The organism is Pseudoalteromonas sp. NH0006-46, assembly GCF_057547735.1.
The window spans coordinates 208,231-231,060 of record NZ_BAAJML010000001.1 but is presented as its reverse complement, the minus strand read 5'-3'; the positions used below and the strand labels follow the sequence as shown (position 1 = coordinate 231,060).

Annotated in this window: 22 protein-coding genes and 1 riboswitch; of the genes, 7 read left to right on the top strand and 15 right to left on the bottom strand. The window is 41.4% G+C overall.

Annotation, left to right across the window (positions count from 1 at the left end):
* Positions 1-10 precede the first annotated feature (10 nt).
* Positions 11-889: an archaetidylserine decarboxylase gene (asd, locus tag AC27I2_RS00980; protein ID WP_487203280.1), complete on the top strand. Its 879-nt coding sequence runs from the start codon at positions 11-13 to the stop codon at positions 887-889.
* Positions 890-1,267: 378 nt separating this feature from the next.
* On the opposite strand, the gene AC27I2_RS00975 is transcribed toward asd, so the two are convergent.
* The 8 genes from AC27I2_RS00975 to AC27I2_RS00940 form a co-directional block, all read right to left on the bottom strand.
* A complete protein-coding gene (locus AC27I2_RS00975) occupies positions 1,268-2,017 on the bottom strand; it encodes a HesA/MoeB/ThiF family protein (RefSeq protein WP_487203279.1) in 750 nt (249 codons plus the stop codon).
* On the bottom strand, positions 2,010-3,548 hold the full coding sequence (gene thiE / locus AC27I2_RS00970; protein WP_487203278.1) for a thiamine phosphate synthase: 1,539 nt from the start codon (positions 3,546-3,548) through the stop codon (positions 2,010-2,012). The genes AC27I2_RS00975 and thiE overlap by 8 nt, the downstream gene beginning before the upstream one ends.
* A gap of 12 nt (positions 3,549-3,560) precedes the next feature.
* On the bottom strand, positions 3,561-4,352 hold the full coding sequence (locus AC27I2_RS00965; RefSeq protein WP_487203277.1) for a thiazole synthase: 792 nt from the start codon (positions 4,350-4,352) through the stop codon (positions 3,561-3,563).
* A 4-nt stretch (positions 4,353-4,356) separates the two neighbouring features.
* Positions 4,357-4,551: a sulfur carrier protein ThiS gene (gene thiS, locus AC27I2_RS00960; protein WP_487203276.1), complete on the bottom strand. Its 195-nt coding sequence runs from the start codon at positions 4,549-4,551 to the stop codon at positions 4,357-4,359.
* A complete protein-coding gene (locus tag AC27I2_RS00955) occupies positions 4,552-5,559 on the bottom strand; it encodes an FAD-dependent oxidoreductase (RefSeq protein WP_487203275.1) in 1,008 nt (335 codons plus the stop codon).
* 105 nt (positions 5,560-5,664) lie between these two features.
* A complete protein-coding gene (gene thiC, locus AC27I2_RS00950; RefSeq protein WP_487203274.1) occupies positions 5,665-7,617 on the bottom strand; it encodes a phosphomethylpyrimidine synthase ThiC in 1,953 nt (650 codons plus the stop codon).
* 143 nt (positions 7,618-7,760) lie between these two features.
* Positions 7,761-7,869, bottom strand: a riboswitch (TPP riboswitch).
* Between the two features lie 99 nt (positions 7,870-7,968).
* Positions 7,969-8,367 carry an META domain-containing protein gene (locus AC27I2_RS00945; protein WP_219423256.1) on the bottom strand — a complete coding sequence of 133 codons (399 nt, stop codon included), beginning with the start codon at positions 8,365-8,367 and terminating at the stop codon, positions 7,969-7,971.
* A gap of 121 nt (positions 8,368-8,488) precedes the next feature.
* The gene (locus AC27I2_RS00940; RefSeq protein WP_219423255.1) at positions 8,489-8,893 is read right to left on the bottom strand and encodes an acyl-CoA thioesterase; all 405 of its coding nucleotides are present in this window, start codon (positions 8,891-8,893) and stop codon (positions 8,489-8,491) included.
* Between the two features lie 130 nt (positions 8,894-9,023).
* Here AC27I2_RS00940 and AC27I2_RS00935 point away from each other — a divergent pair, with 130 nt between their 5' ends.
* A complete protein-coding gene (locus AC27I2_RS00935) occupies positions 9,024-11,141 on the top strand; it encodes a TonB-dependent receptor (protein ID WP_487203273.1) in 2,118 nt (705 codons plus the stop codon).
* A gap of 103 nt (positions 11,142-11,244) precedes the next feature.
* On the opposite strand, the gene epmA is transcribed toward AC27I2_RS00935, so the two are convergent.
* Positions 11,245-12,219, bottom strand: coding sequence for an elongation factor P--(R)-beta-lysine ligase (gene epmA / locus AC27I2_RS00930; RefSeq protein WP_487203272.1), 975 nt, complete (start codon positions 12,217-12,219; stop codon positions 11,245-11,247).
* Between the two features lie 87 nt (positions 12,220-12,306).
* A complete protein-coding gene (gene efp, locus AC27I2_RS00925) occupies positions 12,307-12,873 on the bottom strand; it encodes an elongation factor P (RefSeq protein WP_058403278.1) in 567 nt (188 codons plus the stop codon).
* 41 nt (positions 12,874-12,914) lie between these two features.
* Here efp and epmB point away from each other — a divergent pair, with 41 nt between their 5' ends.
* Positions 12,915-13,928, top strand: coding sequence for an EF-P beta-lysylation protein EpmB (gene epmB / locus AC27I2_RS00920; RefSeq protein ID WP_487203271.1), 1,014 nt, complete (start codon positions 12,915-12,917; stop codon positions 13,926-13,928).
* Positions 13,929-13,936: 8 nt separating this feature from the next.
* Here the strand turns inward: epmB and AC27I2_RS00915 are convergent, their stop codons facing one another.
* On the bottom strand, positions 13,937-14,146 hold the full coding sequence (locus tag AC27I2_RS00915) for a hypothetical protein (protein ID WP_487203270.1): 210 nt from the start codon (positions 14,144-14,146) through the stop codon (positions 13,937-13,939).
* 71 nt (positions 14,147-14,217) lie between these two features.
* On the opposite strand from AC27I2_RS00915, the gene AC27I2_RS00910 reads away from it, so the two are divergent.
* Positions 14,218-14,508, top strand: coding sequence for a hypothetical protein (locus tag AC27I2_RS00910; protein ID WP_010555634.1), 291 nt, complete (start codon positions 14,218-14,220; stop codon positions 14,506-14,508).
* 40 nt (positions 14,509-14,548) lie between these two features.
* On the opposite strand, the gene AC27I2_RS00905 is transcribed toward AC27I2_RS00910, so the two are convergent.
* Positions 14,549-15,040, bottom strand: a complete 492-nt coding sequence (locus AC27I2_RS00905) for a DUF3016 domain-containing protein (RefSeq protein ID WP_058403280.1) — start codon at positions 15,038-15,040, stop codon at positions 14,549-14,551.
* Positions 15,041-15,312: 272 nt separating this feature from the next.
* Here AC27I2_RS00905 and galE point away from each other — a divergent pair, with 272 nt between their 5' ends.
* Positions 15,313-16,329: a UDP-glucose 4-epimerase GalE gene (galE, locus tag AC27I2_RS00900; RefSeq protein WP_487203269.1), complete on the top strand. Its 1,017-nt coding sequence runs from the start codon at positions 15,313-15,315 to the stop codon at positions 16,327-16,329.
* A gap of 46 nt (positions 16,330-16,375) precedes the next feature.
* Here galE and zapE read toward each other — a convergent pair whose 3' ends face one another.
* Positions 16,376-17,485 carry a cell division protein ZapE gene (gene zapE / locus AC27I2_RS00895; protein ID WP_487203268.1) on the bottom strand — a complete coding sequence of 370 codons (1,110 nt, stop codon included), beginning with the start codon at positions 17,483-17,485 and terminating at the stop codon, positions 16,376-16,378.
* Between the two features lie 59 nt (positions 17,486-17,544).
* Between zapE and rsuA the strand changes: the two genes are divergently transcribed.
* Complete coding sequence (gene rsuA, locus AC27I2_RS00890) at positions 17,545-18,243, top strand: 16S rRNA pseudouridine(516) synthase RsuA (protein ID WP_058403283.1); 699 nt, start codon at positions 17,545-17,547, stop codon at positions 18,241-18,243.
* Positions 18,244-18,312: 69 nt separating this feature from the next.
* On the opposite strand, the gene AC27I2_RS00885 is transcribed toward rsuA, so the two are convergent.
* Together AC27I2_RS00885 and AC27I2_RS00880 are read right to left on the bottom strand one after the other, a co-directional pair.
* Positions 18,313-19,086 carry a YggN family protein gene (locus tag AC27I2_RS00885; RefSeq protein WP_058403284.1) on the bottom strand — a complete coding sequence of 258 codons (774 nt, stop codon included), beginning with the start codon at positions 19,084-19,086 and terminating at the stop codon, positions 18,313-18,315.
* 148 nt (positions 19,087-19,234) lie between these two features.
* Positions 19,235-21,664, bottom strand: coding sequence for a zinc-dependent metalloprotease (locus AC27I2_RS00880; protein ID WP_487203267.1), 2,430 nt, complete (start codon positions 21,662-21,664; stop codon positions 19,235-19,237).
* Between the two features lie 154 nt (positions 21,665-21,818).
* On the opposite strand from AC27I2_RS00880, the gene AC27I2_RS00875 reads away from it, so the two are divergent.
* Positions 21,819-22,787: a class 1 fructose-bisphosphatase gene (locus AC27I2_RS00875; protein WP_138529534.1), complete on the top strand. Its 969-nt coding sequence runs from the start codon at positions 21,819-21,821 to the stop codon at positions 22,785-22,787.
* The last annotated feature ends 43 nt before the right edge of the window (positions 22,788-22,830 follow it).

The following is a 22,830-nucleotide window of genomic DNA, read 5'->3' as shown; positions in this document are numbered from 1 at the left end:
GAAAAATACTGTGAGTTTAGATAAATTTAAAATAGCAATGCAATACGCAATGCCAAAACATTTTATTTCGCGCGTTGTGGGTAAATTAGCAGCCGCTAAAGCCGGAGCATTAACAACCACGCTTATCAAGCTGTTTATTAAACAATATAAAATAGACATGAGCGAAGCTAAATATTCTGATCCTGCTCATTACAAAACCTTTAATGAGTTTTTTACTCGTCCGCTTAAAGACGGCGTTCGCCCTATGGTTGAAGATTCAGATACGATTATTCATCCTGTAGACGGCGCAATAAGCCAGTTAGGCGACATAGTTGACGGACAGCTAATTCAAGCTAAGGGCCACGACTACAGCTTACAAGCGCTATTAGGCGGCTCTGAGGACGACACCACGCCATTTTTAGGCGGTAAATTTGCAACTATTTATTTAGCACCTAAAGACTACCACCGTATTCATATGCCTATTGATGGCACATTGAGCAAAATGATTTACGTACCGGGCGATTTATTTTCAGTAAACCCGCTTACAGCGCAGAATGTTCCCAACTTATTTGCGCGTAACGAGCGTGTAGTCGCTATTTTTGAGACTGAAATTGGTCCACTCGCCATGGTACTTGTTGGCGCAACAATTGTTGCTAGCATTGAGACTATTTGGGCTGGCACCGTTACTCCACCAGCTGGCAGTGATGTATTTAGCTGGAACTACCCTACTAAAGGCGAAAACGCGATTACCCTTAAAAAAGGTGATGAAATGGGTCGCTTTAAGTTAGGCTCAACGGTAGTACTTGCATGGGGCGCTAATAAAGCAGACATACTTGACGATCAACTTCCTGAAGTTGTAACTCGATTAGGTACTGCGTTTGCAAAAATTAAAGAAAATGAAGAGCTGTAAGTTTTTAGTTAAAGATTAGAAAACACCGCGTTTATGATAAACGCGGTGTTTTTTTATTGGTAGGAATAGAGCTTGCTCACACAAAATATAGACATAATGCTCCACCTCTAAAACGACCCACTTCTTAACCTTTCAGTTAATAAATAACTTAATATTTTGTACAAAGAGAAGTGAAAGAGGAATAAATGAGAAAAGATAAAACAAATACTTATCTTAAGCTTATCTTTTCCTCTAAAGCGCAGCGAGTTCACCTCGCGTCGGATATTTTGCATTAATAAATATACACAGCATAAATTTCAAATGCGCAAGCAAGACGCAGAGCTTGCTCACGTGAGAAGCGCAGCTTCTCATAGCTTCCCCCGCGAATTACCTCTTACTTTATCCACCGCACTCTTTACAGTTTAAATCTTTAACTACTTTAAAATGTTGCTGCTTTAAACTCAGCGCATCAAAAGTAATAAACACACTACCCTCAACATGCCCTAGCAGCATATTAAGCGTAAGTTGAGCCTGCATAGAACCAATGACACCCAATAACGGGCTTATTACTCCTGCATTACTGCAATTAATGACTGGCGCCTTATTCGTTTTTGGAAAAATACAGCCGTAGCAAGGACTTTGAGTTTGTGTAAAATCAAACCCCATTAACTGCCCACTTGTTGCAATAGCAGCACCAGCTATTAAACGCGTTTTATTCACTAGGCAATAGCGGTTAACACTATAGCGCGTGGTAAAATTATCTGAGCAATCAAGTACTACATCGGCATTATTTAAAAGCTTAGCGGCATTGTTATCATCGAGCTTTTTACTGTGCGTCACTATGTGTATTTGATTATTAAGGCTTGTTAATACTTTGCCAGCGGCCGCCACCTTACTTTGCCCTAAGTGATTTAATTTATAAAGCACTTGGCGCTGCAAGTTTGAAAGCTCAACGGCATCATCATCTATTAATATAAGCGTACCAATACCTGCCGCCGCTAAATATAAAAGTACAGGACTGCCTAAGCCGCCTGCACCTACAACAGCTACCGTTGCAGCTTTTAGCGCTAACTGCCCTTCTAGCCCAACTTCTTTTAATAATAAGTGGCGGCTATAACGCAGGGCTTCTTTATCGCTGAGCTTATCCATTAGGCTGATTTATAGCGCTTTGTAGCGAGCTAATAGCTGCAATATAATCATCCGCTTCGCTAATAGCTCTTACCACCGCTACACTGCCTACGCCTGTATTCGCAACTTCATTTGCGCGGGCTAAATTTATTCCACCAATGGCAACTGTTGGGTAGCTTTGCATTAAAGGCACACACTTTTTAAGTTTATCGAGCCCTTGTATTTGCCCTGTCATATCTTTGGTCGTGGTAGGGTAAATTGCACCAAATGCCATGTAACTTGGTCGGTAGTTATGCGCACGCAGCATTTCGTAAAAGCCATGGGTAGAAAGCCCTAGTCTTAAACCTGCGTCTTTAATAGCGGCTAAATTAGCAATATTTAAATCTTCTTGCCCTAAATGCACACCGTAAGCGCCGTGCTTTATTGCTAACTGCCAGTAATCATTAATAAATACGTGAGCGCGGTACTTTTCACCCATTTCAACTGCCTGTTTTATGAGCTCATCAAGCTCAGCGTCAGTTTTATTTTTTACACGTAGCTGAACTGTTTTAATGTCTTGTTGTAAACACTTCTCTAACCATTCATTACTGTCTACAACCGCATACAAACCTAATTGCTTGCTTTCACAAGGTGCGAAATCAGCGGCCATATTAAATTCAAGCGGCACATCAAAATCAAGCTCATCACCCAGCCAGCTACCTGGCTCAATGACTTGTGGAAAGTCATCTAAGTTTGTAGGAAAGCGAGTATGCGCAACAGGTCCTATTCCTTCACCGTATCTCACCGACTGCTTTAAGCCCTGGTTTATATAAGCTTTTGCTAAAATAAAGGCATCTTTTAGTGGGTAGCCTTTTGCTAAACACGCGGCAATAACCGACGCCATGCTGCACCCCGTACCATGGTTGTGTGGGCTTTGAATTTTTTTATTACCAAGCCAATACTCTTCACCATTTTGCGTCAAATTATTCACACAATAATCAATACAATAGCCGCTTGGGTAATCCCAATGCCCACCTTTAATAACAACCGCTTTTGCGCCCCAACTTAGCAGTTTATTTGCGGCGTCTTTGACAGCGCTTGGGCCAATTAAATATACGCCGGTTAATAATTGAGTTTCGTGCGTGTTAGGCGTTATTACGTCCACCAGCGGCATTAAGCATTCTTTAATGGCACTTACGGTGTCTTCTTCAGTTAATACATCACCACTTGATGCAATGGCAACCGGGTCGTAAACAATGACAGGTGGTACGGGCCATTTAGCTTTGTAATGTGCTACATGCTCACTTATTAATTGAATTTGCTGAACATTTGCTAACATGCCAATTTTAATAACTTTGGCTTTCATATCTTTTTCAAGTGCCAAAAGCTGTGATTCAATCACGTCAGTAGACACCGCATTAATAGCTTCTACACCTAAACTATTTTGCGCTGTGAGAGCGGTAATTGCGGTGCAACCATGCACACCAAAACTTTGCATCGCCTTTATATCGGCTTGAATACCTGCGCCACCACCTGAGTCTGATCCGGCAATTGTCCACACTAAATTGTTCATACTATTTATTTCCTACTGCTGATGCCAAAATGGCATGCCCATTGTGGGAGTTGATGGGGCTGCTAAATCTTTTTCAGGCATTGCTTTTGCGTTATAAGCAAAACGTCCCGCTTCCACCGCCGCCTTAAATGCACGGCTCATGGTAATGGGGCAACCCGCCCCAGCAATCGCTGAATTTAATAATACCGCATCATACCCTAATTCAAGCGCTTGGCAGGCATGCGACGGTAAACCTAACCCTGCATCCACAATAAGTGTTGTATTTGGTAAGCGTTCACGAATTGTTTTTAAATTATAACTATTTAAAAGCCCTTTACCGGTGCCAATAGGCGCCCCCCAAGGCATAAGCACTTCACACCCTAGCTCATTTAAACGCTGGCAAAGCACTAAATCATCGGTGCAATAAGGCAGGACTTTAAACCCGTCGTTAATTAATATTTCTGTGGCTTCAAGCAAAGCAAACGGATCGGGTTGTAAGTTATAGTCGTCACCTATAAGCTCAAGTTTAATCCAGTCAGTAGCAAATACTTCGCGGCACATTTGAGCAAGCGTAATAGCTTCTTTTACACTGTGACATCCGGCCGTATTGGGCAGTATTTTTAAACCCGTATTTTTTATTAATTGCCAAAAGTCATCTCCCGCCGCCACGCTTTGCTGTCGCCTAAGTGATACCGTTACAATCCCCGCACCAGACGCCTCTATTGATTGGGTCATAATATCTGGCGATGGATACAAAGCGGTGCCAATTAGTAATCGGCTATCAATTGCTTCACCATAAATTTTTAAAGTGTCTTTTACATGCATGCGCCTACCCACCTTGAATAGGCGATAACAACTCGATGCTATCCCCTTCATTTATAACAAACCCGTTATGCTGGCTTTTTGGTATAAATATGCCGTTAACAGCCACCGCATAAGGGGCAACTGCTCCATACTCTTTTAATATTTCAAGTAATGCATGAGAGGTTATATCTAAAAGCTCGCCATTTAATGTAATGTTCATCTAATACTCACCTATGTACGATAGTGCTTGCGCAACAAGAACAGGAGCCAACATATAGCCATGACGATATAAGCCATTAATACTGATTACATTTTCGGATTTTTTTACTTGTGGTCTGTTGTCACTAAACGCAGGGCGAAGCCCTGTTTGAATACCTAATAAGCGCCCTTCTGCAAATCCGCTATGCACCGTGTAAGCTGCCGACAATAACTCAAGTGTTGAGCGTACCGTGGCAGGGCCGCTGTCTTGTGATTCAATTTCGGTAGCGCCAATGACATATTCATTATTAGGTTTTGGTGCAATATAAATAGGATAACGCGGATGCATTAAGCGAACTGGGCGCGTTAACTTAACTTCTGGCGCATAAAGTCGTGCAACCTCACCTCTTACACCGCGAAGCAGTTGCCCTGCTTTTGCGCCAAGCCCCCTGCAATCAATAATAAAATCAAACGGGCGATTATTAATTTCACCATTTTTAATGGTTACCCGCTGATTAAACACAAACTTCACTTTTCGTTTGTTAAGCAGGGTAAAGCTTGCTTTATAAAACGCCTGGTTATCTATTTGCCCTTCACATGGCAAAAACACACCTTGGCTAAAGCGATTTGCAAGCTCGGGCTCTAACTGTGCTATTTGCTGAGCATTTAATGCCTGAGCGCTGTGCCCAGCTAAAGGTTTTATACGCTGGGTAAAGCTTTGTAGGTCGCCTTTATCTTGCTGATGCGCAACCACTAATGTGCCTTGCTGCTGAAAAAACACATCGTGATCAAGCTCTTCAATAATTTGAGGCCAGCGATTAATCGAATCCAACCCCATTTGTGCTAAATCGGCTTCACATAATACCGACTCAGCCAATGGCGCGAGCATGGCCGCTGCGACTTTACCTGCGCTATTGAGTGCATGTTCATCATCGGCCTCAAACACGCTAACATGGTGCAGCTTGCTCAGCTCAAGTGCAGCAAGCCTTCCCGCCAAGCCAAATCCAACGACCGCAATATTGTACTGCATAACAGCTCCTCTATTCGTTGGCTGCGAGTCACAAACCATATGTAATGGTGTACTTTGGTAGCCATTACATTGCATGCAATTCGATATCCGCAGCCTAAAGCCGATTTATATTGCTTTGTGGTAAATTTCAGAGCCTGTTTGTTTAAATTCCTCTGATTTAGCTTTCATTTGCGCTTCTACATCAATCATTTTAATTTCAATAGCCTCACCCGCGTTATTAGGATCAATACCGCGCTCTTCTAGATCGTTAGCGTAATCACGCACTTCTTGGCTAATTTTCATCGAACAAAATTTTGGGCCACACATAGAACAAAAGTGAGCGACTTTGCCCGACTCTTGTGGCAGTGTTTCGTCGTGGTATTCACGGGCACGCTCAGGGTCTAAGCCAATATTAAATTGGTCGTGCCACCTAAACTCAAAACGCGCTTTTGATAAGGCATTATCGCGCTCTTGCGCGCCTGGGTGGCCTTTAGCTAAATCGGCGGCATGCGCTGCAATTTTGTAAGTAATTAAACCTTCTTTAACGTCTTCTTTATTAGGCAAGCCTAAATGCTCTTTAGGGGTTACGTAACACAACATGGCACAGCCGTACCACGCTATTTGTGCAGCACCTATACCCGATGTTATGTGATCGTACCCTGGTGCAATATCGGTTGTTAGTGGACCAAGAGTATAAAAAGGCGCTTCGTCGCAGTGTTTTAATTGCTCATCCATATTAGCTTTGATCATATGCATAGGCACATGTCCTGGACCTTCAATAAATACTTGTACGTCGTGCTTCCATGCAATTTTAGTCAGCTCACCTAAGGTGCGTAATTCACTAAATTGCGCTTCATCGTTGGCATCAGCAATAGAACCAGGGCGAAGGCCATCGCCTAATGAAAAACACACATCGTATTGTTTTAAAATTTCACAAATATCTTCAAAGTGGGTGTATAAAAAGTTTTCTTTATGGTGCGCTAAACACCACTTGGCCATAATAGAACCACCGCGCGATACAATACCTGTAACACGTTTTGCCGTCATAGGGACGTAACGTAAAAGCACACCGGCATGAATAGTAAAGTAGTCGACCCCCTGCTCTGCTTGTTCAATTAACGTATCGCGAAATATCTCCCACGTTAAGTCTTCAGCAACACCGTTTACTTTTTCAAGGGCCTGATAAATGGGCACTGTGCCAATGGGTACAGGCGAGTTGCGCACTACCCACTCACGCGTTTCATGAATATAACGCCCAGTTGATAAATCCATTACGGTATCGGCGCCCCAACGAGTTGACCACACCATTTTTTCCACTTCTTCTTCAATAGATGAGGTGACCGATGAGTTACCAATATTGGCATTAACTTTAACTAAAAAGTTACGGCCAACGATCATCGGCTCTGTTTCTGGGTGGTTGATGTTGTTAGGTAAAATTGCGCGACCACGTGCTATTTCATCACGTACAAATTCAGGGGTTATAAAGTCGGGAATGCTCGCACCAAACGATTCTCCTTTGTGCTGCGCAGCTAATAATTCTTCACGAATTTTTGCCCGGCCCATATTTTCGCGTACAGCTACGTACTCCATTTCTGGTGTTACAATCCCCTGGCGAGCGTAATGCATTTGGGTTACGTTTTTGCCCGCTTTACCACGGCGAATTTTTGGTAAGTGATCAAAACGAATATGATCCAATCCGTCATCAGCCATGCGCTGCTGGGCAAACTGTGAGGTGACTGAGTCGAGTACTTCTGTATCGTTGCGCCCTTCAATCCATTGCTCACGAAATTTTGGTAATCCTTTACGTACATCTAATTCAAAATTTGGATCGGTGTAAGGACCCGATGTATCGTAAACACGAAGCGGCTCATTAGGTTCATACACCGGATTTTCGTCGGTGCCACCAATAAACGTATCACTAAGTGTAATTTCGCGCATACCCACACGCACGCCTGATTGGCTGCCTTCAACATAGACTTTTTGAGAATTTGGAAATGGCTGCCCTGTTAAATTATAAATGTATTCAGATGCAGCTGCGCGCGTTTCACGGCGCGATGATTTATTTGTGGTGTTTGACATGACTTACCTCATAACTAAAGGGTTGTCTTGCCAGATATTCCAAAGGAATAGAGAAAGATCGTAAAGTGGCTTCGTGCCACTTTGCAGCCTATAAAAATGGGTATCGCTTTATTGCACGCATAAAAAAAGACGCACAAGCGTCCCGTTTAAGGCAGCTTGTTCCCTACGCAGGTATTAACCTGATCAGGTTCACGGATCCCGCTTTCGCGATCTCAGCCTAAGCAACATACTTAGGCACTCCGACAAGTGTATAAATTGTTCGTTGATTTAATAAACAATCTTATTAAATCTGCGTTGAGTGTACGCCAGTTAAAAAAGACCCGCAAGGGGTCATTTTTAAAACGCTAAAATTTATTTAGCAACAAATACAAACTTTTGCTCGCCTTGCATAACTAATTTTTGACCTTGCATGCTAAGCGTGGCACCTTGCTTTAACGTTTTTAAAAACTGCTGTTCAAACTTATCTGTTTTTTCGCCGCAAGATTTTCGGGTCATTCCAACTTTTTGCACACTCAGGCGACTTTCTTTAAGTTCACCCTCGCCAAAAAATCGGTTACATCCAGCAAATCCATTTACTTGAAGTGCTTCAATAAAACCAACGGAAGCCGTGTATTGTTCCTCTAAGGCTACATCATCAATTGTTGATAATTGCCATTGTGTGTACTTTAGCTGCTCACTGGTAACGGTCCCTGTTGATGCGCAACCAACACATAAACCGATTACAAGCATCGGTATTGCTGCTAATTTCATACTGCTACTAACTCATTGTCTAATTAATGTCATAATAACAATATTTATGCGATTTATCCGTTAAATTTGCATGTTTTAAATGTATTTTTTTGTTCATAAAATGTTATATATGGAATATGAATTAGTCTAAATCAGAGTTTATGAATAGTGTTTGCATTTCGGGGGGGAGAAAAGGACGCCCTTTTTCGTTAACGGCAGTACCTATTACTTTTGCTTTGAGCATTACTTGCTGATCGTGTTTACGAACAATGGTTTGCTCAAACGCAAACTTTAAACGACTTATACGAACAGGCTCCACAGACACATAAAACTCATCCTCAGGCACCAATGAATACTTGTAGTCAACTTCACTACGAATCACAACTAAATTAACTTTTTGCTTAGCCAATAATGCAAAGTCAACCCCGTTTGCAAATAGGAATTCATGGCGAGCATGCTCTAAATAATTAAAATAAACACTGTTATTAACGATCCCTTGTAAATCGCATTCGTAATGACGTACTTTAAAATCAACTTTAAAAGTCATATTAGTAATCCTAGTTTTTTTACGTATAATCGCTGCGTTATAACACAGGTATAAAAATAATTACTAGGGTCAGCTTGTCTTTTAAGAAGAATATTACAAAGGTCAACAGGCCCCAGCATAAGCCCCTAAAATGGAGTTAAGTAACAAAATGAACTTACGTTTGTCTTTAATCACCGCTGCAATTTTGCCGCTATTAAGCGCCTCTTTTTCAGCAAATGCTGATGATAGCGACATAGAAAAAATTGTAGTTACCGGTGACTTTCAACGCGAAACCATTCAAACTTTGAGCGCCAGTGCAAGCCTACTCAGCGAAGAAGAAATAAGCCTACGTGGTGCAAGTTACTTAGACGAAATATTAGGTAGTGCCGCTAACGTAAACTTTACTGCAGGGGCGTCGCGTGGACGTTTTATACAAATTCGTGGCGTGGGTTTACGTTCTCAATTTGTTGATCCAATTAATCCTTCGGTTGGTTTAGTTATTGACGGCATAAACTACTCTGGCCTTGGTGGCAGCTCGTTACTATTTGATATTGACCAAGTAGAAATTTACCGTGGACCACAAGGGACACGTTTTGGTGCAGACGGCATGGCCGGTATGATTCAAATGCAATCGGCTAAAGCAACTAGCGATCCGAGTTTAAAACTCCATTTAGGTGCTGGCACATACAACAGCCATGAAGCTGGCCTTGCAGTAAGCACTGGGTTAACCGACGATACAACAGCTCGAGTTAGCTACTTTGGCAGAAAATCTGACGGCTACGTAGACAACTTATACCTGAACGAATCAACACAAAATCAAGACGAGCAAGTTGCACGCTTTAAATTAAACTCTCAGCTTACTAAAAACCTAAGCACTGAGTTAAATTTTCATTATATTGATATAAATAATGGTTACGATGCCTTTACGCTCGATAACAGCCGCAACAGTGTTGCTGATGAACCAGGCCAAGATAATCAAAAAAGTTACGCGCTAGGTATTGCTAATACTTACACAGGGTTTGATGCATTTGATATTAGCTTAAACCTATCAGCCATCGATAGCGAATTACTTTATAGCTACGATGAAGATTGGGTATGTAATGATGTAAACGAGCCGCAACTATGTGCTGCAGGCTTACACCCTTGGGGTTACAGCTCTACTGATATTTATAATCGCGATCGCGATGATCAATCAGCTAACTTACAGTTTAATGATAAAGCCGGTAACTGGGTTGCGGGTCTTTACTATCAAAACCGCGATGTTGATTTAGAGCGCCAATACACATGGCTTGCAAACCCATTCGCCTCTACTTATGAAACCAGTAATATTGCTATGTATGGTCAAGTAGCCACCCCTATTGGACCAAAAACCACTTTAATAACAGGCCTGCGTGTTGAGCAATACCAAGGCGATTACACCGACAGTAACGGGTTTATACAAGAAACCGACGATGTTATGCTCGGTGGTAAAGTCGCGCTTGAGTATCAAGTGATAGATCGCACCATGATCTACGCAAGTATTACCCGCGGTTACAAAGCCGGTGGGATTAACTCAGAGGCACTTGCAAAAGCAAAAGATGAAGGCTTAAACCTAGACGCTGCATTTTTTCAACAGCACACTAGCTTCGATCCTGAATATTTATGGAGCGGTGAATTTGGTGTTAAAGGATCATCACTTGATGACGCTTTAACGCTTCGCTTAGCGGCATTTTATATGCACCGCGACGACATTCAATTAAAAGCATGGCAAGTTGAAGGCCAGCAGTTTACAGGCTACGTTGATAACGCAAGCTCTGGTAGTAACTACGGCCTCGAAATTGAAGGTAATTACCGACTTACCGATAACTTATTGTTAACTGGTAGCGCTGGTTATTTAGACACAGAAATAGATGACTTTGTAACGCAATCTGGTTTAAACCAAGATGGACGTGAGCAAGCGCAATCGCCTAAATACCAATACGCATTCACTGCACGCTATAACTTTACCAACGCTTTTTATGCCATGGTGGGTATTGAGGGGAAAGACGATTACTACTTCTCAGATAGCCATAACTCAAAAGCGCCTAACAGCAACTTAGTTAATTTAAGCTTTGGCTACGAAGCTGATATGTGGTCAGTACGCGCATGGGCACGTAACGTGTTTGATGAAGCTGTGCCGACGCGTGGCTTTGAGTTTGGTAACGACCCACTCGATGGCTACGAAACGCATACCTACACACAATTAGGTGAGCCACGTGTAGCGGGCGTAACGTTTACGCTAGAGCTGTAAAATAAAGTTGTCAGTTGTCAGTTGTCAGTTGTCAGTTAAAGATTAGAAAACACCGCGTTTAATTAAAGCGCGGTGTTTTTTTATCTGAAAACTAATAACTTTTCTAAGCCCTATCTACATCAAATGCTATTACGTCTTTAATTTTGTCTTTGTTTGTTGCGAGCATTACTAGCCTGTCTATTCCCATTGCAACGCCTGCACACTTTGGCAGTCCGTGCTCAAGTGCGCCTATTAAACGGGTATCCATAAGTACGTGGTTTAAGCCATTCTCTGCGCGATAAGCGTTATCTTCATCAAAGCGTTTTGCTTGCTCTTTAGCATTAGTTAGCTCGTTAAAACCATTCGCTAGCTCCATATTTTTATAATAAAGCTCAAAGCGCCCTGCTACCCGATTATCGTGCTCACAAATCTGTGCCAGTGCCGCTTGCGATGCCGGAAAGTGATACACAAAACACGGCTTAGTTTGCCCAATAGTTGGCTCTACTTTCATACAAAATAACAGCTGCAATAAGGTATCTTTTTTTGTTTCGTTTTTGGCTATATCAGCAAATCCATGTTCGCAGGCAAGTGCTTTTAGTTGCTCTAAAGATGCTGTTAATGGATCTAAGCCTAATACTTGTGTAAACACATCTTGATAAGTTATACGCGTTGCTGATTCAACATCAAGAATGCATTGAATTAGCTCATCCATTTCATTCATCAATGCAAATTCGTCAAAACCCGGGCGATACCACTCAAGCATTGTGAACTCAGGATTATGATGGCTACCGGCTTCTTCATTTCTAAAGGCTTTACAAAGCTGAAAAATAGCGCCTGAACCGGCCGCTAACAAGCGTTTCATTGCAAACTCGGGTGATGTTTGTAAATAAAGCGGCAAACCACCAGCGTGCCCTGGGCCTACAAATGAAGTACTAAAGCTTGCTAAGTGAACGTCAGTGACACTGGCTGCACTTAAGCTTGGTGTTTCTACTTCCATTACATTTCGCACGTGAAAAAACTCACGAATAGTGCGTAAAATATTTGCGCGTTGCTTTAATGTTTTTATATCTGCGCTGGGCGCCCAAGATGTTACTGACATATTTTCTCCAAAAAAAATCCCAGCTTGGGCTGGGATTTATACCTCCCCTTAATTAAGTGGGTTGGTATTATTAAGCTGCATTAAATATTACTTAACACGGCCTACGTATTCACCGCTGCGGGTGTCTACTTTAATTACTTCGCCAATTTGTACGAATAATGGAACGCGTACTACTGCACCCGTACTAAGCGTTGCTGGTTTACCACCAGTCCCCGCAGTATCACCTTTTAAGCCAGGATCTGTTTCAGTAATCTCAAGCTCTACAAAGTTTGGTGGAGTAACTGCAATTGGGTTGCCGTTCCATAGTGTGATAGTACACACATCGTTTTCAACTAACCATTTGCCTGCATCGCCTAATGCCTTTTCGTCAGCGGCAATTTGCTCAAATGTTTCGTTGTTCATGAAATGCCAAAACTCACCGTCTGTGTATAGGTACGCTAGGTCCGTATCCATTACATCAGCACCTTCAACCGATTCACCTGATTTAAAGGTTTTTTCAAGTACCTTGCCAGAAATAAGCTTACGGATACGAACACGGTTAAACGCTTGGCCTTTACCTGGTTTTACCATTTCATTTTCTAAGATACTGCAAGGCTCGCCGTCCATCATAATTTTTAGGCCGCCCTTGAACTCGTTGGTGCTATAATTCGCCATCGTTTCCTCTATTTTAATTTTTTCGAGTAATCTACGTGCCAATGATACAAAGAAATGAAGCAAATTTGCATAAAAACTGGCAAAAAGAATTAGCAAATGTAGTTACCTGTCCAAAAACCTTGCTTGAAATGGTTGGTTTATCGAGCCAAGCCCATGAAAACGACCTAAAAGCTCGCAGTTTGTTTCCTGTACGGGTGCCAGTGCCTTTTATAAAAAAAATGCGCAAAGGTGATGCAAACGACCCTTTATTGCTACAAGTTATGCCGCGCCACCAAGAGTTTTTAACTAAATCGGGTTTTAATAAAGATCCTTTGCTTGAGCAAGACAACTCCCATCCAGGGCTTTTACATAAGTATAAATCACGTGTTTTAATTATGTTTAAAACCGGTTGCGCGGTAAATTGTCGTTATTGTTTTAGACGTCACTTTCCGTATCAAGAAAACCAACTCAATAAAAAAAGCCTGCTTGATGCACTGAGTTATATAAAATCAGATACCAACATAAACGAAGTGATTTTAAGTGGTGGCGACCCGCTTATGGCCAAAGACGATGCCATTAGCTGGTTTTTAGATGAGCTTGAACAGTTACCACAAATAAAACGTATGCGAATACATAGCCGTTTACCTGTCGTAATACCTGCGCGTATTACCGGTGAGCTATGCGCGAGGCTAAAGCAATCACCGCTAAAAATTATATTTATTAACCATATAAATCACGCCAACGAAATAGATGACGAGTTTAAAGCTGCCATGCAAATGCTTAAACATGCAGGCGTTATGCTATTAAACCAAGCGGTTATTTTAAAAGATGTGAACGATACCGTTGATGCTCAAATAAATTTAAGCGAGGCGTTATTTGATGCCGACGTACTACCCTATTATTTGTATTTGCTAGATAAGGTTGAAGGCGCAAGCCACTTTGATATTAACGAAGAGCAAGCAATAAAAATAATGGCAGAGCTATTAAAAGCCCTGCCCGGATTTTTAGTCCCTAAACTAGTAAGAGAAATAGGCGGTCAAAAAAGTAAAACCCCTATCGACCTCAAACTCGTTTAGAGCAACATTTAAACGTATACGCTTATGTTATTACCAAGTGTTGCAGTCACCGATTTAGTCGGTGTTTGCGCACTTGATGATTGCGCAGCACCTTCAATTAGTGCAAGTGCCGCTGCACCGTCTGCCTGTTGCTGTTTTTTAGCTAAAGAAGCGCTGTAAACTTCACCACTTTCGCTAGCCCCTGACATAACGGGTAAACTTGAACCTGATATATTCATATTACTAACCTGACTTTTAAATGTAATCCACGTATTATATCGGCCATGCAGTACAAAGCTTTAGGAAAACCATGGATTCTATAATTGAACAACTCAACGCTAACTTAAAAATTGTTTATCGTCAGGCACTTGATGCCGACAAAAAATTAGATGAACTACAACAACAAGGCCATGGTAAATTTAAAGCCTTATTTGGAAAAGACGCTGGGTTCGACTTTGAAGCAAAGCGTTTCAAACCCTATGTACTAGACGTTGCAGCCGATGTAGAAAGTTTATCAAACGATGGCTTTAACGAAGAAAAGTTAAAAACTACCGTCATTAAATTACAACAGTTACTTACTTTACTTGCCACGTTTAAGTAATCAGAGTTAATTACTTGCCGCGATTAAGCGGCAAGATAACTTAATCAATACTTGTTAAAATTTGCTCGCCAAACCACTGGGTAATTAAGCGTTTTTCATGATCGAAAGACTCATCTCTTCCTCTTCTGATCCTATCCATAAATCCCATGTCTTTAAGTTCAACATCATTTGCTTCACTTATTACAATTCCTTCTTTATCAACTAACGAATAATTCAGATTGATACGTGGGAAAAAAATAGGCTCAACCACACGAATTTCACTTGTGCCACTAAAACGCACATCGCCAGCTAAATCAACATCTGTAATTTCAACATTCAGCTTATAATCTTTTGGCAATTGTTCAGCAAGCTTTTCAAAGTGCTTTTCAAACTGCTTAGCAATTTGCTTATGGTATGACGCTTTAGCTTGGTTTGATGCACGCACATCGCGATAGTCTTTAAAATCATGCCACTTAACTGCAGACTCACCAGCATGTGCAAACAGTGGCAATGCAACACACAGTGCCATCGAAATTTTTGTTACTGAGTTCATCACTATCTCCATAAAAGTAATCCATAACACAATGTATATGGCGTCACTCTATTGCTCACTTTAATTAAATAATTTTAACAGGTATATATTAACTATAACTTAATTATAGATGTTAAATGTAAATATAAACGAACAAAATGTAATCGAATGTACCTTCTAAAACTACGTTAAAACATTCTCTGTGCAAACTAAAAATTAAATATAAAGCATGTAAAACATGTTATTTTGTGTTGAAATTAAAACAATTGAATAAAGAACCCTACGGAGCTTTCATGACTATTTTAGTTACCGGTGGCGCAGGCTATATTGGCTCGCATACCGTTTTAGAACTTTTGCAACAAGGAAGTGATGTTGTTGTTATAGATAATTTAGCAAACTCATCGCAAGAGTCTCTGGCTCGCGTTAAAACAATTACAGGTAAAGAGGTGACTTTTTACCAAGGTGATATACTCGATAAAGCGTTTTTAGACTCAATATTTGCTAAACACACCATAGATAGCGTTATTCACTTTGCTGGTTTAAAGTCGGTTGGCGAGTCTGTTGCTAAACCTGTTGAGTACTATCAAAACAACGTACAAGGTACGCTAACGCTTGTAGATGCAATGCGTGATGCTGGCGTGTTTAATTTAGTGTTTAGCTCATCGGCCACCGTTTATGGCGATCCTGCCAGTTTACCTATTAAAGAAGACTTCCCAGTAGGGGGCACAACTAACCCATACGGTACGTCAAAGTTAATGGTTGAAATGATGCTGCAAGATATCGCTAAATCTGACGAGCGATTTGCGTTTGCTATTTTGCGTTACTTTAATCCTGTTGGCGCACATGAATCAGGCTTGATTGGCGAAGACCCTAACGGTATCCCTAATAACTTACTACCATTTATTGCCCAAGTTGCCGTAGGTAAATTAAAGCAACTCGCTGTATTTGGTGATGACTACGACACAGTTGATGGCACTGGTGTGCGCGACTACATTCACGTGGTAGATTTAGCTATTGGCCACTTAAAAGCGCTAGATAAAATTGCTAAAAATAAAGGTGCACTTATCTATAACTTAGGCACTGGTAATGGTTATTCTGTTTTGCAAATGGTTAATGCATTTATAAAAGCAAGCAACCAAGCCGTGCCTTATCAAGTATCACCTCGTCGCCCGGGCGATATTGCTGCCTGTTACGCCGCACCTGAAAAAGCCCTGAATGAGCTAGGTTGGGAAGCGGTACGTGGAATTGATGCCATGATGGAAGATACATGGCGCTGGCAGTCAAACAATCCAAATGGCTACAGCAAGTAAAATAATTAAATTTGCGCTTAGCCATAAACCGTTAAGCGCGTTTATTTTACCAATTTTGCATTTCGACTATGCGCGACTGTGTTCGCGCATATTCAAAGCTTAATTTTTTACCCTCATAAAGCGTTTCAATCTGCGCCTGTGCATTAATTACTAACAGCTTGTGGCAATCGTAAAACTCATCAACCAATGCAATAAAACGCCGTGCTTCGTCATCTAAATAGTGCTCATCAAGCGTTTGTTTTTCTCGTTGGTAGCTATCTTCAATCCCGTGCACTATTACCTTACCCGTAGCCCCTACCCCCATTTTAGGCACGTTTGCTATATACAAAACATCAAACTGTTTGGCTAAAAACATGTAATCGTGAGCGCTTCTAGGGCCAGAGCACAGCGCCATAAAATCAATCATCAGCGCATTCTTCGCTTTAAATAAATATGGCAAAGCGCGCGAGTGCACCTGTAAGCTATTATTTTTACTGGCTTGAGGGTACTGCTTAATAAACAGTTTATTAAACTCATCATTGGGTAAATTAATAAAGTAATGGCAGTTGTTTTTACCGTATCTAAAGCGGTGATCTTCCTGCCCGGCCACACTAACTATGTGGCAGTGATCGTTAATTAAATCGATTGTAGGTAAAAATCTTGCGCGTTGCAGGCCGTTGCTATAAAGCTGCTCTGGCTTTGCATTAGAGGTTGCCACCAGCACAACACCTTGGTCAAACAAGGCCTTAAACAACCTTGCCATAATCATAGCATCGCCGATATCGCTGACAAAAAATTCATCAAAGCATAATACTTTAATGTTTTTAGCCCATTTTTTAGCTATCAATGTCAGAGGATTAGCCTGACCTTGTAAGTCTGCTAATTGACTATGAACATGTGCTATAAAGTGATGAAAGTGCAGGCGCTGTTTTTGTACTATAGGCACATTATTATAAAATAAATCCATTAACATAGATTTACCGCGCCCTACTGGCCCACACAAATAAACCCCGTTTATTTTTGGTGCTTTTTGCCACCATTTTACTGGTGTTTGAAGTTGTAGGCTTAAGGTGCTTAATGCCATAACCGCACGTTGCTGGGCCGCATCATACGTCAGTTCACCTGAGGCTACTTTAGCCTTATATAGGTTTAAAATTAGTGTGCTGTGCACTGTCATGGTATTTCACTATCGGCTATAATCGCGCCCATTGTAGCCGACTAAAAATGTGAACAAAAATGAAATTCCCTTGCCGCTTAGATAAATTTATTAGCCACTTAGCAGAAATACCGCGCACACAAGCTCGCGCCAGTATTAAGCGTAAAGAAGTAAGCGTAAATGGTGAGGCGATCACAGCACATAATTTTCAGCTAGCAAAAGACGATGAAGTATTACATAACGGTGAGCCATTAGTATTTTTAGGTAAACGTTACTTTATGCTAAATAAGCCTGTTGGCTATGTGTGCGCAAACAGCGACGACTTACACAAAACTGTGTTTGACCTACTTGATGAGCCAAATATGAGTGACTTTCATGTTGCTGGCCGGTTAGATATAGACACAACAGGCTTAGTTATTATCACTAACGATGGTGACTGGTCACATAAAATTACCTCACCACGCAGTAATAAATTTAAAACATACCTAGTTGAAACCCAAGAGCCAATTACCGACGAAGCGCTAACGCAATTACGCGAAGGCGTTATGCTACATAACGAAAAAGATACGACTCGCCCCGCCATTGCTGAACGTTTAGCTAATTACGGTTTGCGTTTATCAATTAGTGAAGGAAAGTACCATCAGGTGAAGCGTATGCTTTATGCCGTGGATAACAAAGTAGTTGAATTACACCGTGAGCAAATTGCGGGGATTACATTAGATGAAAACTTAGCCCCAGGCGAATACCGTTTATTAACCGAAGATGAGATAAAACTATAAGAGCGGTCAGTCATTAAACTAGTCGACTGATGTCTACTTTATCGGGGTCAGATGAAACTCAATACTTTTTCACGATTTAATCTGCACTAAATCAAAGTCTGCCATACCCGGTACAATCGCTTGTAAGCGAGATTCGGTGACATCTAACGTATTAAGGTATTCGCAATATTCTGACGCTTTAAGTTCTAATTGGTCTGCTTTTTTTTGTAATGACTTATCAATTTCTTTAGTAATGATATCCATACGTTGACCCATATCATTAATACGGTCTTCAATATTACCTTCACGGGATTTAAACGCGTCCCCTAAAGACACTAAAATAGCACCTAATGAACCATGAACCGCCGAGTGAATTTTTTGGCTTATTTCTTTTGTAAAAAAATCATCTATTTGCGAAAGCGATTGCGGAGCTATAAAAAAAAAGTCGTCGCCACGTTTAAACTTATCCATCAACGCCCGCTCTACGTATTGCAGCTGGGTTTTGAGCACTTCAGGCTCTTTATCCGACATGCCTTCAACCACCTGCTCAATCGCACTCAGCCCTAAATTAACACCATCGGTGGCTAAATTAACAAGCTCAGGCACTGTTTGACGAATGCCCTGGCTAAACTGCTCGAGCACTTTGCTTTCATCGTCACCTAAATCTACCCAGTATCCACGAATAAACAGCTGGTTATTATTGTTAATTTGTACTCGGGTTTGGCCTTTATCTACAATACGTATTACGTCATCGGTAATAATTAGACCATGTCTGAGCTCTACGTCGCAGGGCTTTTGTGCTAATGCAGTTGTACTTGAAAGTGCAATGGACAGCGATAAAATCGCACGAGATAAAAACGCCATAAACACCTCAAAAAGACAAAAAATGGAAGGCAGCTAGGTTAACAAAAAACCAATTTTATGCAAGAAAAAAACAGCGCTCGATACTATCGAAGCGCTGTTTATACAAGCGTTCAAGGCTTAAGGCGAGTCAACCTTTGCCCTTAAAAAATTAAATAGGAGAACCTGGCGGGATTGGCAGAACCTTAAAGTTATTAGGCCACTCTCCATTAGCTAAAAAGTGTTTAACATGCATCGCTAAATATTGTTTAAATGCGCTTTCGCCGGTGCTTGTATTACTCAGCATCGTGTTTTGATTAAAGTCTTCACTTAACTTGACTAAGTAATAACGAAGTTGCGCTTGTACCTCTGGACTTACATTATTATTTGCCACTAAATCAGCAAAGGTTTTTGCCGTTAAAAACTGAATACGCTGAGTTATTTTGCCTTTCATTGTATCGGGCGCCGACACATTATAAACATGGCTATATAACTGCTTTAGTAACACATCTAAACTATAAAACTGGTTATTACGCGCTTGTTGTTGCGCTAAACGGTTTAAACGCTGCGGATTTAACAACAACGATAAACTATGCTGCACTGCCACCTCAGGTAAAGCCATTGCATCGAGCGTTAACCCAGTACGTCCAACGATGCTTTCGCGTGTTTTAGACTCACCATATGCTTTTGGCGGAATCAACGATAATACCGATTCAGGTATGACTAAGTTACTGGCTGTAAGCGTGGCTAAAATGGCATTTACAGCCGCTTGTTGTACTTGCTTATCAACAACCTTTGCACCTTGCGCAGGCTCATTACCGCGGGTTTCGTATTCGTAATGTACGCCGGCAATTAACTTAACCGCAGATTCAACTTGAAAACGATGAAATAAATAAAGTGGTACAAGCTTTTCTTCTAATTGAGATAGCGCAACACCCGACTTAATATTATTAAGACCAAACTGCGAGAGCGCCTTTTTACGAACGTCAAGTACACGTAAAAGCTCTTCTGATGGATTAGCGCCGTTATCCCATAAGTGAGCCGTTGGATGAGCGCCTCCTTTGGCACGCGCATCAGAATCAGAAATAAACGCTAAACCTTTAGCTTTGTTCTCTTTTAAAATTTCAGCCAGCTCTGCGCTTTCATCTTGATGAGTAAAATCGCTATAACCGTATTTAATTACTTGGGTATCCCATACGCCCATACCGGTTGCATAGCCACGAGTTACATCAAGCCTACCTTGTTCATTAAAGCTCAATAATGGGTGCGGATAATCCATTACTGACGCTCTATCGTTAACTGATGCGGCAAAGTTATGGGCAATACCCAATGTATGGCCAATTTCGTGTGCACTTAACTGGCGAATGCGATCAAGCGCCATCGCGTGTAAGTTTTTAGCCACTTCATCACCTTTAAGATAAGGAGCAGCAAGTGCTTCTGCGATTAAAATATCTTGGCGAACGCGAAGCGATCCCAGCGTTACATGGCCTTTTAATATTTCACCGGTACGCGGATCAATAACCGAGCTTCCGTATGACCAGCCACGTGTTGCCCTGTGCACCCACTGAATCACATTATAACGAATATCCATCGGGTCAACATTGGTTGGTAATACTTTAACAATAAACGCATTTTTATAGCCTGCAGCGCTAAATGCATCGTTCCACCACTTACCGCCTTCAAGTAAGGCGCTTTTAACCGGCTCGGGTACACCCGGATCTAAATAATAAACAATAGGTTCAACTGGCTCGCTAATAGGCAAGCTCGGATCTTTTTTTGCTAAACGGTGACGCGGTATATAACGGACAAACATCGACTCGCCTAAAGGCGCAGCGTAATCTTTATGTTCAATGCTCCAAAATCCCGATTGCGGATTAAACTGACGGGGAGTGTAGTTATCATCAGGTAATTCAATAAGTGAATGGTGCATATGTACGGTAATAGCGTAAGGGTCTGCGCTAACTTGACGTACAAACTCACCCGGTTTAGTTCCTTTAAACGTTAATACCGCTTCAAGCTCGGTGTTTTTTACAAAGGCTTTTGAGCGCGCCATGTAAACTGCACTTCGTGATTCATCAAGGTTAAAATTACCCTGCTTGCGCGCAGCTAATGTTCGGCTTACTCCGTGTACATCGCTCAATAAATAAGGCGTGTAATCAATAAGTGCAGTACTTTTATCCTCTGCAACCACTTTAAAGCCCGCTAATATGCTTGATGCAAATGCTTCTTTAATACTTTGTTGTTCCGCTTTGTTTTGGGTGTTTGCACGATAGTAGGTATTTACAGCACGCAGCATCACTTTATCACCAAAGCGCTCAAATTTTACAAGGTGCGTGTTACCAAGCTGACCTCTATCAAGCCCAATATCGTTTGAGCCGATGCCGTATGGCAAGCTTTGTTGCAGTAAAAATGGCTGCTCAAACTTATCTACTTTTAAATATACCTTACCGTTTTGGGTATCGTAAAAAAACGAGTAGTAGCCCGGAAAGTGGTTCATTTGTGCAGTAAATTCATCAATGGACTTAATTGCTGCGTGCGCTTGAGTTATGATAGAGCACAGCACAGTAAAGAATATGTAACTTAGTAGTGGTATTTTTTTCATAATCTTATCTTTGTTATAGGCGTTTTAGGTACGATTAGGTGCCCCCATTATAGGGCGGTATTTAAACAATACAGATATTTAAGACGAAATTCAGCGCTCTAAACTAATCTCTCTCACATTATGATTGGTTTTAACACGTTATCAGGAAAATAGAATGCGTAGACTCCCTCCAGTATTACTTGAAGATGGTTGCCCAAGAGAACTTTTATCGTTAATCCGAACTATTTTAGCGGCATGTAAAGAAATATCTTTTCGTGTTGGCCAAGGTGCGCTTTCTGGCGTATTGGGCTCAACACTTGATGAAAACATTCAAGGCGAAACTCAAAAAAAGCTCGATGTATTATCTAACCAGCTATTAAAAGATATTTTACTGGAGTCGGGCACCGTTAAAGCCATTGCCTCTGAAGAAGAAGACTACACCGTTGCAGGTAACCCCGATGCTAAATATATTGTGGCATTTGATCCACTAGATGGTTCGTCAAACACCGATATTAACTCGCTGGTAGGGACAATATTTTCAATTATGGAAGCGCCTGAAGGTTCAGATGCAGCAGACGAAAGTATTTTCATGCAACCTGGCCACAAGCAAGTTGCGGCAGGTTATGTACTGTACGGCCCATCAACGATGTTGGCGCTTAGTACAGGTAAAGGCACACGTATGTTCACCCTTGATAAAACCCAAGGGAGCTTTTTACTAACAGAAGACTTTGCCACTATACCTGCAGATACAAACGAGTTTGCTATTAATGCGTCTAATCAACGCCATTGGCAACCCGCTATGCAAAACTATATAAATGATTTGTTAGAAGGCGATACTGGCCCTCGCGCTAAAAACTTTAATATGCGTTGGATTGCAGCCATGGTGGGCGATGTTCATCGCGTTTTAAGCCGAGGCGGTGTATTTACTTACCCAACCGATACAAAAGATCCTAACAAACCTAATAAACTGCGCTTGCTTTACGAAGCAAACCCGATGGCTATGCTAGTAGAGCAAGCCGGCGGTATTGCCTCAACAGGATCTGAACGTATTATGGACATTCAACCAAACGCTATCCACCAGCGTGTAGCGGTTATTTTGGGATCTAAAAACGAAGTAGAAACCTGCTTGGGATACCATAAGTAAACACGTTGTCAAAAATACTAAAACCGCATTTAATTTAAATGCG

What these genes read in the sequence shown, in the direction of transcription:
- AC27I2_RS00975 (WP_487203279.1), bottom strand. Translation starts at nt 2,017, where the DNA reads ATGGATAAGCTCAGCGATAAAGAAGCCCTGCGTTATAGCCGCCACTTA.
- thiE (WP_487203278.1), bottom strand. Translation starts at nt 3,548, where the DNA reads ATGAACAATTTAGTGTGGACAATTGCCGGATCAGACTCAGGTGGTGGC.
- AC27I2_RS00965 (WP_487203277.1), bottom strand. Translation starts at nt 4,352, where the DNA reads ATGCATGTAAAAGACACTTTAAAAATTTATGGTGAAGCAATTGATAGC.
- thiS (WP_487203276.1), bottom strand. Translation starts at nt 4,551, where the DNA reads ATGAACATTACATTAAATGGCGAGCTTTTAGATATAACCTCTCATGCA.
- AC27I2_RS00955 (WP_487203275.1), bottom strand. Translation starts at nt 5,559, where the DNA reads ATGCAGTACAATATTGCGGTCGTTGGATTTGGCTTGGCGGGAAGGCTT.
- thiC (WP_487203274.1), bottom strand. Translation starts at nt 7,617, where the DNA reads ATGTCAAACACCACAAATAAATCATCGCGCCGTGAAACGCGCGCAGCT.
- AC27I2_RS00945 (WP_219423256.1), bottom strand. Translation starts at nt 8,367, where the DNA reads ATGAAATTAGCAGCAATACCGATGCTTGTAATCGGTTTATGTGTTGGT.
- AC27I2_RS00940 (WP_219423255.1), bottom strand. Translation starts at nt 8,893, where the DNA reads ATGACTTTTAAAGTTGATTTTAAAGTACGTCATTACGAATGCGATTTA.
- AC27I2_RS00935 (WP_487203273.1), top strand. Translation starts at nt 9,024, where the DNA reads ATGGAGTTAAGTAACAAAATGAACTTACGTTTGTCTTTAATCACCGCT.
- epmA (WP_487203272.1), bottom strand. Translation starts at nt 12,219, where the DNA reads ATGTCAGTAACATCTTGGGCGCCCAGCGCAGATATAAAAACATTAAAG.
- efp (WP_058403278.1), bottom strand. Translation starts at nt 12,873, where the DNA reads ATGGCGAATTATAGCACCAACGAGTTCAAGGGCGGCCTAAAAATTATG.
- epmB (WP_487203271.1), top strand. Translation starts at nt 12,915, where the DNA reads ATGATACAAAGAAATGAAGCAAATTTGCATAAAAACTGGCAAAAAGAA.
- AC27I2_RS00915 (WP_487203270.1), bottom strand. Translation starts at nt 14,146, where the DNA reads ATGAATATATCAGGTTCAAGTTTACCCGTTATGTCAGGGGCTAGCGAA.
- AC27I2_RS00910 (WP_010555634.1), top strand. Translation starts at nt 14,218, where the DNA reads ATGGATTCTATAATTGAACAACTCAACGCTAACTTAAAAATTGTTTAT.
- AC27I2_RS00905 (WP_058403280.1), bottom strand. Translation starts at nt 15,040, where the DNA reads ATGAACTCAGTAACAAAAATTTCGATGGCACTGTGTGTTGCATTGCCA.
- galE (WP_487203269.1), top strand. Translation starts at nt 15,313, where the DNA reads ATGACTATTTTAGTTACCGGTGGCGCAGGCTATATTGGCTCGCATACC.
- zapE (WP_487203268.1), bottom strand. Translation starts at nt 17,485, where the DNA reads ATGACAGTGCACAGCACACTAATTTTAAACCTATATAAGGCTAAAGTA.
- rsuA (WP_058403283.1), top strand. Translation starts at nt 17,545, where the DNA reads ATGAAATTCCCTTGCCGCTTAGATAAATTTATTAGCCACTTAGCAGAA.
- AC27I2_RS00885 (WP_058403284.1), bottom strand. Translation starts at nt 19,086, where the DNA reads ATGGCGTTTTTATCTCGTGCGATTTTATCGCTGTCCATTGCACTTTCA.
- AC27I2_RS00880 (WP_487203267.1), bottom strand. Translation starts at nt 21,664, where the DNA reads ATGAAAAAAATACCACTACTAAGTTACATATTCTTTACTGTGCTGTGC.
- AC27I2_RS00875 (WP_138529534.1), top strand. Translation starts at nt 21,819, where the DNA reads ATGCGTAGACTCCCTCCAGTATTACTTGAAGATGGTTGCCCAAGAGAA.